This is a genomic window from Rhizobium sp. PEPV16 (genome assembly GCF_008919455.1).
Taxonomy (GTDB): Bacteria; Pseudomonadota; Alphaproteobacteria; order Rhizobiales; family Rhizobiaceae; genus Rhizobium; species Rhizobium leguminosarum_Q.
The window spans coordinates 1-12,119 of sequence record NZ_VSZV01000196.1 but is presented as its reverse complement, the minus strand read 5'-3'; the positions used below and the strand labels follow the sequence as shown (position 1 = coordinate 12,119).

The window sequence follows — 12,119 nt, the reverse complement described above, 5'->3', positions numbered from 1 at the left end:
CCCAGCCTTCCTTCTTCGCCGTCTCCGTCAGATCGCCCATGACGCCGGCCTCAGCATAATCGAGCACAGTATAGCCTAGCATCTGCGAGGCTGTCGGATAGGTGCCGGCCGCAACCATCGCCTTCAGCGCCGTCATCGCCGCATCGCCGCCACCGCCGGCAACCGGAACGTCCTTCCAGGCAAAACCTTCCTTCGAAAGATCCTCCTTCAAGACGTTCAGCGCCGCCGCCTCACCGCCTGACGTCCACCAGTGCAGCATCTGCACTTCTTTCACGTCGGCGGCGTGGGCCGCACTGAGGCCAGCCATCATCACGACAGCAACAGCTGCCGAGCTCAAAAACTTGCGCATGAATTTCCTCCCATTGAAAATCGGCGGCAGGACCCTCCCCGCCGCCCGATGTTTACCACCTTGCAGTAGTCAACACGCGGCCGCGCTCCTCCGCGCGGTTAACAATTTAAAGCGTTATAAGCCTTCTGTCGTCAAGTCCTCTCTCGACTCCCGAGAAAAATATGGCTACTAGGACATCTGCTTGAATTTTATATGAATTTTTGGATGCTAACGGAACCACGGCAACGATCCGGAGGCCGAGGATCTGCAGCTCCTGCTGTCACCGCAGATCAACTTTCCGGTCGGGTAGCCGCCCGGCTGTGATGGCCGACATTTTAAAACTGTTTGCATGGCGCGTGATTTGTCCTAGAAGCACCGCGTAATCCGGTCGCAGCCCACCCGGTCAAAACAAGGGATCCAAAATATGAAAACCATCGTCGTCTGCTCCGGCGGACTGGACTCCGTTACGCTTGCCCACAAGGTAGCAGCGGAAAAACAGCTTATCGGTCTCGTCTCCTTCGACTACGGCCAACGGCATCGCAAGGAACTGGAATTCGCCGCCAGCTGTGCCGCACGGCTTTCCGTTCCCCATCATGTCATCGACATCTCCAGCATCGGCGGTCATCTCAGCGGATCGGCCCTGACCGACAATGTCGAGGTTCCGGATGGCCACTACGCCGAGGAGACCATGAAAGCCACCGTCGTGCCCAACCGCAATGCCATCATGCTGGCAATCGCGTTCGGTTTGGCTGCCGCGCAAAAAGCAGATGCCGTTGCCGTCGCCGTGCATGGCGGCGACCACTTCATCTACCCGGACTGCCGTCCGGGCTTCATCGATGCCTTCCAGCGCATGCAGAACGAAGCGCTGGACGGTTATGCCAGCGTGAAACTGCTTGCCCCCTACGTCGATGTTTCCAAAGCGGCGATCGTGGTTGACGGCGAAAAACACGGCACGCCATTCTCGGAAACCTGGTCCTGCTACAAAGGCGGCAAGCTCCACTGTGGGCGCTGCGGTACCTGCGTCGAACGTCGCGAAGCGTTCGATCTTGCCGGCGTTCCCGATCCCACGGAGTACGAAGACCGGGATTTCTGGAAGGCGGCCGTGTCGCGATACTCGGCCACGGAGGTGCGTTGATGTACCGCATCACCAAGGAGTTTCATCTCTCCGCCTCCCATCAATTGGATCACCTGCCGGCGGAACATCAATGTGCCCGGCTCCACGGTCACAACTACATCGTCGTCGTCGAACTGGCTGCGGAAAGCCTGAATGACGACGGCTTCGTTCGTGACTATCACGACCTCTCGCCGCTCAAGCGCTATATCGACGAAACTTTCGATCATCGTCACCTGAACGACGTCTTCGGTCATTCGAAAGTCACCTCCGAATTCCTGGCAAGGCACTTCTACGACTGGTGCAAGCAGCGCTTCCCGGAGACATCGTCCGTTCGCGTCAGCGAGACGCCGAAAACCTGGGCGGAGTACAGGCCGTGAGTGGTGGAACCATTCGCGTCAGCGAGATCTTTGGCCCGACCATACAGGGTGAAGGCGCCTTGATCGGGCTGCCGACGGTGTTCGTGAGGACAGGCGGCTGTGACTACAGGTGTTCCTGGTGCGACAGCCTTCACGCGGTCGACAGCGCGTTCCGGGATCAATGGATTCCCATGTCCACAGAGGCGATCTGGCACGAGGTCGTGAAGCTTTCCGGGGGAAAGCCACTGACGGTTTCCCTTTCCGGAGGCAATCCGGCGATACAGCCCTTAGGACCGCTGATCGAACTCGGCCATTCCCAAGGATACCGCTTTGCCCTGGAAACACAGGGAAGCATAGCCCAGGGCTGGTTTCGCGATCTCGACATCCTGGTCGTCAGCCCCAAACCGCCATCGAGCGGAATGCTGACGGATTGGGACCAGATCGATACCTGTCTTCAACTGGCGGCCGGCGGACCGGAGGTCGCATTGAAGATCGTCGTCTTCGACGAACCCGACTACGCATTCGCCCAGCAGGCGGGTCAGCGCTATCCGCAAATTCCCTTGTTCCTACAGCCGGGCAATCATACGCCGCCGCCGCCCGAAGACGGCGATGCGCGCATTGATATCGACGGCGTGATGGATCGGATGCACTGGCTTGTCGAAAGGGTGACGGCCGACAAATGGTTTGCAGTCCGCGTACTGCCGCAATTGCACGTGCTGCTCTGGGGAAACAAACGAGGCGTATGAGTCCGCCTGCACTGAAAATTATGCAGCAATACGCTCCGGAAAGGCGAAAACATCGACGGGCTCTCCAAGCCCGCGCAGCGGGAAGGTGCCGAGGCTGTCCATGTCTTGCGCGCAGCCCGCCATTTCGACGAAGGCTCGTGATAGGAGCACCGGACGCTTGACCTCCTTGGTCAGGCTTTCCAGCCGCGAGGCGACATTGACCGCCGGGCCGATGACAGTGAAATCCAGCCGCCGGCGCGAGCCGATATTGCCGTACATGACGTCGCCGACATGCACGCCGACGCCATAACGCAGCGGTTCGCGCCCCATGCGCACGTGCTGCTCGTTGAGCTCAGCCATCGATGTCTGCCCTTCGCGGATCGCCTGCAGCAGATCGAGGCAGGCGGTTTCCTTGGCTAACGGAAAGATCGCCAGCAATCCGTCGCCCATGAACTTCAGGATCTCTCCGCCGTGCCGTTCGATCGGGTCGGACATGGCATCGAAATAGTCGTTGAGCAGATGGATGACATCGTCGCGCGGCCAGAGATCGGAGATTGCGGTAAAGTCGCGCAGGTCGCAGATCATGATCGCCGCGCCAACGGTCGCGCCGCTGCCGCGGGTCGTGACGCCCGACAGGATCTGTTCGCTCGCATGCGGTCCCACATAGGTCTGCAGCAGCGTGCGCGCCATGATGTTCTTCAGCCGGATTTCGCTGACGAGAGTTAATGCCGGCAGCAGGTCGCGCAGGAAATCGACATGCTCGCTGGTAAAACCGCCCGGGCGGCTGGTGGAAAATGTCACGACGTGCCGCTTGCCGAATGTATGCTCGAGGGGCCAGGCGATATACTCCATAAGGCCGTCATCGCGCAGTTCCTGATAGAATGAATCCTCGTCGCCATCGGTTGTGCCTTCCAGCTGTTTGCGCACCTCCTCCGAACCCTGATGGATGGCGTTGACGGGACTGTTCAGAAACTCCGGCGTGTTTTCGATACCATAGGCAAATGTGTCGATCTTCGCCTCCGCCAGGCCTTCTTTCCAGAGGATGCGGGCACCGACCCATTGCGGATGGTTCGTCCTGAAATGCAATGTCGCCCGCGCCACCGGCACCCCTGCCGCCAGCAGCTTCTCGCACATGTCCACCAGGATATTGTCGATGAACCGCTCACCGCGCGTCTCGTTAACCAGCCAGTCGAGAATCCGTCTTCTGCGGATCGGCCACACGCCTTCGTCCGCAATATCGGCCTTGTTCGAAAAGGATTGCATCAAAAACTCCCGCTACGCCACATCATCGGCGAGGACCAAATTTAGTTTCCGCTGAATGTGGGCGATGAGAGAGCAAATGATAAGAGGCAGACAGCGATCAAGCCTCAGAAATCCCAGTCCTCGTCCTCGGTCGCGACAGCCTTGCCGATCACATAGGAGGAACCGGAGCCGGAGAAGAAGTCGTGGTTCTCATCGGCATTCGGCGAAAGCGCCGACAGGATCGCCGGATTGACCTTGCAGGCCTCGGCCGGGAAAAGTGCCTCATAGCCGAGGTTCATCAGCGCCTTATTGGCATTGTAGTGCAGGAATTTCTTGACGTCCTCGGTCAGCCCGACGCCGTCATAGAGCGCTTCGGTATATTTCGCCTCGTTGTCGTAGAGTTCGAGCAGCAATTCGAAAGCGAAATCCTTGATCTCCTGCTTCCGCTCGTCGCCAAGCCGCTCCAGTCCGCGCTGGAACTTGTAGCCGATATAATAGCCGTGCACCGCCTCGTCGCGGATGATCAGCCGGATCATGTCGGCCGTGTTGGTGAGCTTGGCGCGGCTTGACCAGTACATCGGCAGGTAGAAGCCGGAATAGAACAGGAAGCTTTCGAGAAAAACGCTCGCGACCTTCTTTTTCAACGGATCGCCGGAGCGATACTGCTCCATGATCAGCGTCGATTTCCGCTGCAGGAATTCGTTCTCCTCCGACCAGCGATAGGCATCGTCGACATCGGGCGTCGAGCACAGGGTCGAGAAGATCGAGGAATAGGAGCGCGCATGCACGGCCTCCATGAAGGAGACGTTGGAAAGCACCGCCTCCTCATGCGGCGTCGCCGCATCCTCCATCAGCCGGATGGAACCGACACCGTTCTGGATCGTATCGAGCAGCGTCAACCCGGTGAAGACGCGGATGGTCAACTGCTGCTCGGCCGCCGTTAGCGTGGCCCAGGAGGGAATGTCGTTCGAAAGCGGCACCTTTTCCGGCAGCCAGAAATTGCCGGTGAGCCGGTTCCAGACTTCGAGATCCTTCTCGTCCTCGATGCGGTTCCAGTTGATGGCGCGCACGCGGCTGACCGGCTTTACGGCGATGTTCATGGTGATTATCTCCTTCCAATAGATTTGATGGCGCTCGGAGCCACCTCACCCTACCCTCTCCCCGAGGGGAGAGGGGATGTCGCGCCTGCCGCAGATGTCTTCTCCCCTCGGGGAGAAGGTGCCGGCAGGAGGATGAGGGGGCCATTTGCTCAAAGGCTCGCGGTCGAAATCAACTCACAGCGTACAAGACACGCAGCCCTGCACCTCGGTGCCGGACAGCGCCATCTGGCGAAGGCGGATGTAGTAGATCGTCTTGATGCCCTTCTTCCAGGCATGGATCTGCGCCTTGTTGATGTCGCGCGTCGTTGCAGTGTCGCGGAAGAACAAGGTCAGCGACAGGCCTTGGTCGACATGCTGGGTCGCCGCCGCGTAGGTGTCGATTATCTTCTCCGGCCCGATCTCGTAGGCATCCTGATAATAGTCGAGATTGTCGTTGGTCATGAACGGCGCCGGATAGTAGACGCGGCCGATCTTGCCTTCCTTGCGGATCTCGATCTTCGAGACGATCGGATGGATCGAGGAGGTCGAGTGGTTGATATAGGAAATCGAGCCCGTCGGCGGCACCGCTTGCAGGTTCCGGTTATAGAGGCCGGAGGCCATCACCGCCTTCTTCAGCGCGGCCCAATCTTCCTGCGTCGGAATGTGAATGCCTGACGTCTCGAACAGCGCCCTCACCGTCTCCGTCGCCGGCTCCCAGAGCTGCTCGGTATATTTGTCGAAATATTCGCCGGAGGCATATTTCGAGTCCTCGAAGCCCTTGAAGCTTGTGCCGCGTTCGACCGCCAAAAGGTTCGAGGCGCGGATCGCGTGATAGGTCACCGTGTAGAAGTAGATATTGGTGAAATCCACGCCTTCCTCGGAGCCGTAGAAGATGCGTTCGCGGGCGAGGTAACCGTGCAGGTTCATCTGGCCGAGGCCGATCGCATGGCTCTCGTCATTGCCCTTCTCGATGGAAGGAACCGAGGAGATGTGGCTCATGTCGGAAACAGCCGTCAGCGCCCGGATCGAGGTCTCGATCGTCTTACCGAAATCCGCCGAATCCATTGCCGCCGCGATATTCAACGAGCCGAGATTGCAGGAAATATCCTTGCCGAGATGTTTGTAGGAAAGGTCGTCATGATATTCGCTGGCCTCGCTGACCTGCAGAATCTCCGAGCAGAGATTGCTCATCGAGATGCGCCCGGCGATCGGGTTCGCCCGGTTCACCGTGTCCTCGAACATGATGTAGGGATAGCCGCTCTCGAACTGGATTTCGGCAAGCACCTGGAAGAATTCGCGCGCCTTGATCTTCTTCTTTGAGATGCGGGCGTCATCAGCCATCTCGCGGTACTTTTCCGTCACCGAAATCTCAGTGAACGGCACGCCATAGACGCGCTCCACGTCATAGGGCGAGAACAGGTACATGTCCTCGTTGTTCCTCGCGAGCTCGAAGGTGATATCAGGCACGACGACACCGAGCGACAGCGTCTTGATGCGGATCTTCTCGTCGGCATTCTCGCGCTTGGTGTCGAGGAAGCGCATGATGTCGGGATGGTGGGCATTGAGATAGACCGCACCCGCGCCTTGTCGCGCACCGAGCTGATTGGCATAGGAAAAACTGTCTTCGAGCAGCTTCATGACGGGAATGATGCCCGAGGACTGGTTCTCGATATGCTTGATCGGCGCGCCCGCCTCGCGGATATTCGTCAGCGACAGCGCCACGCCGCCACCGCGCTTCGACAATTGCAGCGCCGAATTGATCGACCGGCCGATCGATTCCATATTGTCCTCGACGCGCAGCAGGAAGCAGGAAACCAGTTCGCCGCGCTGCTTCTTGCCGGCATTGAGGAACGTCGGCGTCGCCGGCTGGAAGCGGCCGGAAATGATCTCATCGACCACGTCGCGGGCAAGGGCCTCGTCGCCGCGCGCAAGCGCCAGCGCCACCATGCAGATGCGGTCCTCATAGCGCTCGAGATAGCGCTTTCCGTCGAAGGTCTTCAGCGTATAGCTGGTGTAGTATTTGAAGGCGCCGAGGAAGGTCGGGAAACGGAACTTCTTGGCATAGGCCTGGTCGAACAGATCCCGCACGAAATTGAAGGAATACTGGTCGAGAACCTCCTGCTCGTAATAGCCCTCGGTGACGAGGTAATCGAGCTTTTCCCGGAGATTGTGAAAGAACACCGTGTTCTGGTTCACATGCTGCAGAAAATATTGCTTGGCAGCCATTCGATCCTTGTCGAGCTGGATCCGCCCCTCATCGTCGTAGAGGTTCAGCATCGCGTTCAGCGCGTGGTAGTCGAGCGTTTCCGCCGCTTTCAGAGGGCGTTCGCCGGCGGGATGAGCAAAGGTGTTATGCGGTTTTGCGCCCGCATCCCGCGTCAGAGGTGTTCCCGTGTCCAAAACCGTTCCATTCCGTGTTTGACGTTGGCGATGTCATCTTCTGTGCCCAGCAGCTCGAACCGGTAGAGGTAAGGCACCTGGCATTTCTGCGAGATGACGTCGCCGACGAGCCCGTATGTCTCGCCGAAATTGCTGTTGCCCGCGGCAATCACGCCGCGGATGTGTCCTCGGTTTTCCGCATCGTTGAGGAAACGGATCACCTGCTTGGGAACGGCACCCTTGCCGCCGTCGCCGCTATAAGTCGGCACGATCAGCACGAAGGGTTCGCGGATATGGAACGCGTCTGCGCCACCTGACGGAATGCGCGCCGCGCGCAGTCCGAGCTTGGCGACGAACCGATGGGTGTTCTCGGATCGGCTGGAATAATAGACGATCAGACCCATCGCCTTTCCTCAGGAAAGTGCGCTGATCATGTCGGGGCGGAAACCGGCCCAATGCTGCTCGCCAGCGATGACGACAGGCGCCTGCATATAGCCGAGGCTGCGGACGCGATCGAGCGCTTTGGCATCCTGCGAGATATCGACGATGTCATAGTCGACTCCCAGGCGGTCGAGGGCGCGATAGGTGGCAGTGCATTGGACGCAGGCAGGCTTGCTGTAGACGGTGATGGTCATAATATTCCTCGTAACGATTGGGACGCAGGACATCGGTCGGAAATCTCTCGATATCCGTCGAAAACACTCTGTATTTTGCAGCGATGCGGCTCGTTCAGCCGCTGGGCGTGATCCGCCCTCTCCTTGACGCGGGTGGTGGCCTGAACTGAGATACTGACATGACTTCACCCCGAAGTGGCTCAATGCGAAGGTTTCGAGGGCGGAGGTTCGGGCCTGCGAAACGCGATGCGGAGATTCCCCGCAGCCATGCAACGCGACCTTCCGGACACCCCGCCCGTGGACGTTTCGTTCGAGGCAGGTCTCCTGGCTCACGGGTCAAAGCGCCTGCCCAGCCTTCCCGGAGCATCATGCTCCAGTGACCTGAAATCGGACAGTTGCTCGCCGCTTACAGTTGCGGGGGCAGCTCCGGCATTGCCGCGCCATGATGGCGAAGCGCACCGAATTCCCGTCTTAGCCGCCGATCCTCACGAATCGACGGAACCTCGAACACTAGATATGGTACGCGAATCGCTGATGACGTCAACAAGTTGTTGTGGCGGCGCAGCAGTGGCGGCAGTGAATTTCACGTGACTGCGTATGATGTGGATAATGAAGCGTTAACGGAAAAGCGCTGTGGAGAACCCATCAGAAAAGAGCCGGCAGAAGCCGGCTCCCGAAACAACATTCATATTTTTATTCGAAGCAACTGCAGCGCGTTGATCGTCACCAGCACGGTGGCGCCGGTATCGGCGAGGATCGCCGGCCAGAGCCCGGTGATCCCGATAATCGTCGTCACCAGAAAGACCGCCTTCAGCCCGAGTGCGATGGTGATATTCTGCAGGATGTTGCGCATCGTGCGTTTGGAAAGTTCGATCATCCGCGCCACGTCGCCGACGCGTCCGTGCAGCACGGCGGCATCCGCCGTCTCCAGCGCCACATCGGTGCCGCCGCCCATGGCGATGCCGATATCGGCCGCGGCCAGTGCCGGAGCATCGTTGATGCCGTCGCCGACCTTGGCAACGACGAAGCCCTGGCGCTTCAATTCGCCGACGACCCGCTGCTTGTCCTCCGGCATCATCTCGCCGCGCCAGTCGATGCCGAGCATGCCGGCAACGGCTGCTGCCGTCCGCTTGTTGTCGCCCGTCAACATCATCGCCTTGACGCCCGCCGATTTGAGGGCAGCGAGCCCGGCCTCGGCATCCTCGCGCGGCTCGTCGCGCATGGCGATCAGGCCGGCCGCAACACCGTTGACGAGCAGCACCGACACGCTCTTGCCCTCGTCGTTCAGCGCAGCGATGCGTGCATCCCGTTCAGCACTGAGCGCCCCGCGCTCACGGGCAGCAGGCGGCGACAGCAGGTCCAGCGTCTCGCCGCCGACTTTGCCACTGACACCCTTGCCCGGCAGCGCTTCCAGCTCGAAGGCCGGCGGCACGGGAACGCCATCCGCTTTGGCGCGGTTGAGGATCGCCAGCGCCAGCGGATGGCTAGAACCCTGCTCCAGCACCGCCGCGCGCGACAGCACCTGCGCCTCGCTCAGGTCAAAGGAAATGATGTCGGTCACCTGAGGCTTGCCTTCCGTCAGCGTGCCTGTTTTGTCGAACGCGACCATCGTCACCTTGCCGAGCGTTTCAAGTACAGCGCCGCCCTTCATCAAGAGGCCGCGCCGCGCACCTGCCGAAAGCGAAGCGGCGATCGCCGCCGGCGTCGAAATGACGAGCGCGCAGGGGCAGCCGATCAAAAGGATGGCAAGGCCCTTATAGACCCATTCGCCCCATGGCCCTGTGAACAGCAGCGGCGGAACGACCGCGACAAGCGTTGCGACCACGACCACGCCGGGCGTGTAATAGCGCGAGAACCGATCGATGAAGCGCTCGGTCGGCGCCTTCGATTCCTGCGCCTCCTCCACCAGCTTGACGACGCGGGCGATGGTATTGTCGGCAGCGGCGGCGGTGACGCGAACCCTCAACACCGCATCGCCATTCACCGTGCCGGCAAAAACGACGGCATCGACGCCCTTGCACACCGGCGTGCTCTCGCCCGTCACCGGCGCCTCGTCGATCGCGCTCTCGCCTGAGATGATGATGCCGTCTGCAGAGATACGGTCGCCAGGGCGAACCATGATAATGGCGCCGACAGCAAGGCTTTCCGCCGGCACTTCCCGCGTCTGGCCATTGTCTTCGAGCAGCGCATTCTTCGGCACCAAGGCCGTCAGCGACTGGATACTTTCGCGCGCCTTGCCCGCCGCCACCCCCTCCAGCAACTCGCCGACGAGGAACAGGAACACGACGGTTGCCGCCTCTTCGCCGGCATTGATGATGACGGCGCCGATGGCGGCGATCGTCATCAGCATCTCGATCGAAAACGGTGTTCCGGAGAAGGCGGCCATGATGGCGCGCCGCGCGATCGGCACCAGCCCGATCAGCACGGCGACGATGAAGGCATAGGACGCGATCGCCGGCACGAGATGGCCGACGGTATAGGCGGCAACGAGTGCTGCACCCGAAAGAATGGTCAGCCGGCCCTTCCTGCTCTGCCACCAGGGACCGGCCATCGGCGCATGGTCGTGCCCGTGCAGCCCCTCGATTTCCTTCTCGCCATGATCGTGAGGATGATCGTGGTCATGGCCCGCGTGATCGCGGTGATCATGTCCATGGTCGTGACGATGCTGCGAGCCCTGGGTATGCGCAGGCGCAGCGGTTCCGGCAAGCGGCGCGACGGAATAGCCGAGCCCCGTCACCTTCTTCTCGATCACCTTGAGATCGCTGCTGCCATCGTGCCGGACGGTCATCGTGCCCGCCATCACCGAAACGGAAACATCGGCGACACCCGTCAAGCGTCTGACCGCCGTATCGATCTTGGTTGCGCAGGAGGCGCAATCCATGCCGCCAACCCGGTATCGTGTCTCGCTCTCAGCCATGATCCGCTTCCTTGTCAAATAGAAGCATCCCTCCTACATCCTCTAGCGACTAGAGGTGCAAGAGGAAAATCATGAAAAAGATCACCATTGGTGAAGCCGCCCGCCAGAGCGGCGTCAAGGTGCCGACGGTGCGTTATTATGAAAGCATCGGCCTGCTCGCGGCCCCGAGCCGCAGCGAAGGCAACCAGCGCTCCTTCGAGCCTGCCGATATCAGCCGTCTCGCCTTCATCCGCCACGCCCGCGAACTCGGTTTCGAGATCGACGCGATCCGCACGCTGCTCACCCTGCAGGACGATCCGCACCAGTCCTGCGCCTCGGCCGACGCCATCGCCAAGGCCCGCCTCATCGAAGTCGAGCAGCGCATCCGCAGCCTGATGGCGCTGAAGGCCGAGCTGGAAACCATGGTGGAAGGCTGCGGCCACGGCCGCGTCGACCAATGCCGCGTCATCGAGGTTCTCGCCGACCACGGCCAGTGCACGCATCCGCACCACTGATCTCTACCCTTGCAGGCAATCCATGCCCGCGCCAAAACTGCATGCAGAGAGAATCGGGCGAAGATATCAATGAACCAGAAGCGGATTGCAATCATCGGCGGCGGCCCGGCGGGTCTCGCGGCTGCCGAACTGCTTTCCCGTTCCGGTCATACGGTGACGGTCTACGACGCCATGCCGACCTTTGCCCGCAAGTTCCTGCTGGCCGGCAAGTCCGGTCTCAACATCACCCATTCCGAGGATTATGCCCGTTTCACCACGCGCTTCGGAGCGGCCTCCGCCCGTCTGCGCCCCGCTCTTGATGCGTTTACCCCTGATGATATCAGGGATTGGGCAGCAGGGCTCGGCACCGAGACTTTCGTCGGCTCGTCCGGCCGGGTTTTCCCGAAGGTGATGAAGGCCTCGCCTTTGCTGCGCGCCTGGCTCAGGCGGCTGGAGGCGCAGGGCACTGCGCTGCGCACCCGCCACCGCTGGACCGGTTTTGCCGAAGGCGGCTATGTTTTCGAAACGCCCGAAGGGCGCAGCATCGTCCATTGCGACGCGGCCCTGCTCGCGCTCGGCGGCGCAAGCTGGCCGCGCCTCGGCTCCGATGCTGCCTGGGTGCCTCGGCTGGCCGGCAGGGGTGTGGAAATTGACACTTTTCAACCCGCCAATTGCGGCTTCGCCGTCGGATGGAGCGGCAACTTCAGCGAGCGTTTCGCCGGCGAGCCGGTAAAATCAGTCACCGCCACGTCCGAGGCCGGCACGTTTCCCGGCGAATTCGTCATCACCGGCAGCGGCATCGAAGGCAGCCTCGTCTATACCCATACGGCCGCGTTGCGCGACCGGCTGCTGAACCATGGCAGCGCCGTCCTGACGCTCGACCTCGCACCCG

The 12,119-nt window shown here is 60.7% G+C and carries 11 protein-coding genes, 1 pseudogene and 1 riboswitch; of the genes and pseudogenes, 5 read left to right on the top strand and 7 right to left on the bottom strand.

Annotation, left to right across the window (positions count from 1 at the left end; translation table 11 throughout):
• Nucleotides 1-349 (bottom strand): annotated as a pseudogene (locus FY112_RS05365) (sugar ABC transporter substrate-binding protein); the annotation flags it as partial.
• A 403-nt stretch (nt 350-752) separates the two neighbouring features.
• On the opposite strand from FY112_RS05365, the gene queC reads away from it, so the two are divergent.
• The 3 genes from queC to queE are packed head-to-tail and all read left to right on the top strand — an operon-like array spanning nt 753 to nt 2,544.
• The gene (gene queC, locus FY112_RS05360; RefSeq protein ID WP_151517902.1) at nt 753-1,463 is read left to right on the top strand and encodes a 7-cyano-7-deazaguanine synthase QueC; all 711 of its coding nucleotides are present in this window, start codon (nt 753-755) and stop codon (nt 1,461-1,463) included.
• Nucleotides 1,463-1,819 (top strand): 6-carboxytetrahydropterin synthase QueD, encoded by a 357-nt coding sequence (queD, locus tag FY112_RS05355; protein WP_025396142.1) that lies wholly within the window; start codon nt 1,463-1,465, stop codon nt 1,817-1,819. Before queC ends, queD begins: the two co-directional genes overlap by 1 nt.
• On the top strand, nt 1,816-2,544 hold the full coding sequence (gene queE, locus FY112_RS05350; RefSeq protein ID WP_151517901.1) for a 7-carboxy-7-deazaguanine synthase QueE: 729 nt from the start codon (nt 1,816-1,818) through the stop codon (nt 2,542-2,544). Before queD ends, queE begins: the two co-directional genes overlap by 4 nt.
• A gap of 18 nt (nt 2,545-2,562) precedes the next feature.
• Here the strand turns inward: queE and FY112_RS05345 are convergent, their stop codons facing one another.
• The 6 genes from FY112_RS05345 to FY112_RS05320 all read right to left on the bottom strand — a co-directional run bounded on the left by FY112_RS05345 (nt 2,563) and on the right by FY112_RS05320 (nt 10,754).
• Nucleotides 2,563-3,786: an adenylate/guanylate cyclase domain-containing protein gene (locus tag FY112_RS05345; protein WP_094087351.1), complete on the bottom strand. Its 1,224-nt coding sequence runs from the start codon at nt 3,784-3,786 to the stop codon at nt 2,563-2,565.
• Nucleotides 3,787-3,890: 104 nt separating this feature from the next.
• Nucleotides 3,891-4,865: a class 1b ribonucleoside-diphosphate reductase subunit beta gene (gene nrdF / locus FY112_RS05340; protein ID WP_017962232.1), complete on the bottom strand. Its 975-nt coding sequence runs from the start codon at nt 4,863-4,865 to the stop codon at nt 3,891-3,893.
• A 174-nt stretch (nt 4,866-5,039) separates the two neighbouring features.
• Nucleotides 5,040-7,244, bottom strand: coding sequence for a class 1b ribonucleoside-diphosphate reductase subunit alpha (nrdE, locus tag FY112_RS05335; protein ID WP_094087350.1), 2,205 nt, complete (start codon nt 7,242-7,244; stop codon nt 5,040-5,042).
• Nucleotides 7,223-7,627, bottom strand: coding sequence for a class Ib ribonucleoside-diphosphate reductase assembly flavoprotein NrdI (nrdI, locus tag FY112_RS05330; RefSeq protein WP_151517900.1), 405 nt, complete (start codon nt 7,625-7,627; stop codon nt 7,223-7,225). Before nrdI ends, nrdE begins: the two co-directional genes overlap by 22 nt.
• A gap of 9 nt (nt 7,628-7,636) precedes the next feature.
• Entirely contained in the window at nt 7,637-7,858 is a 222-nt protein-coding gene (nrdH, locus tag FY112_RS05325) for a glutaredoxin-like protein NrdH (protein WP_151517899.1), read from the bottom strand.
• Nucleotides 7,859-8,133: 275 nt separating this feature from the next.
• A riboswitch (cobalamin riboswitch) is annotated at nt 8,134-8,358 on the bottom strand.
• Nucleotides 8,359-8,522: 164 nt separating this feature from the next.
• On the bottom strand, nt 8,523-10,754 hold the full coding sequence (locus FY112_RS05320; protein ID WP_094087348.1) for a heavy metal translocating P-type ATPase: 2,232 nt from the start codon (nt 10,752-10,754) through the stop codon (nt 8,523-8,525).
• A 71-nt stretch (nt 10,755-10,825) separates the two neighbouring features.
• Between FY112_RS05320 and FY112_RS05315 the strand changes: the two genes are divergently transcribed.
• Both FY112_RS05315 and FY112_RS05310 read left to right on the top strand, forming a co-directional pair.
• A complete protein-coding gene (locus FY112_RS05315) occupies nt 10,826-11,248 on the top strand; it encodes a helix-turn-helix domain-containing protein (protein WP_012759112.1) in 423 nt (140 codons plus the stop codon).
• A 69-nt stretch (nt 11,249-11,317) separates the two neighbouring features.
• The coding region (locus FY112_RS05310) for a TIGR03862 family flavoprotein (RefSeq protein ID WP_151517898.1) at nt 11,318-12,119 on the top strand (802 nt) is incomplete at its 3' end.

Coding starts and splice junctions, on each gene's coding strand:
- FY112_RS05320 (WP_094087348.1), bottom strand. CDS start 10,754: ATGGCTGAGAGCGAGACACGATACCGGGTTGGCGGCATGGATTGCGCC.
- FY112_RS05315 (WP_012759112.1), top strand. CDS start 10,826: ATGAAAAAGATCACCATTGGTGAAGCCGCCCGCCAGAGCGGCGTCAAG.
- queD (WP_025396142.1), top strand. CDS start 1,463: ATGTACCGCATCACCAAGGAGTTTCATCTCTCCGCCTCCCATCAATTG.
- queC (WP_151517902.1), top strand. CDS start 753: ATGAAAACCATCGTCGTCTGCTCCGGCGGACTGGACTCCGTTACGCTT.
- nrdF (WP_017962232.1), bottom strand. CDS start 4,865: ATGAACATCGCCGTAAAGCCGGTCAGCCGCGTGCGCGCCATCAACTGG.
- FY112_RS05345 (WP_094087351.1), bottom strand. CDS start 3,786: ATGCAATCCTTTTCGAACAAGGCCGATATTGCGGACGAAGGCGTGTGG.
- nrdH (WP_151517899.1), bottom strand. CDS start 7,858: ATGACCATCACCGTCTACAGCAAGCCTGCCTGCGTCCAATGCACTGCC.
- nrdI (WP_151517900.1), bottom strand. CDS start 7,627: ATGGGTCTGATCGTCTATTATTCCAGCCGATCCGAGAACACCCATCGG.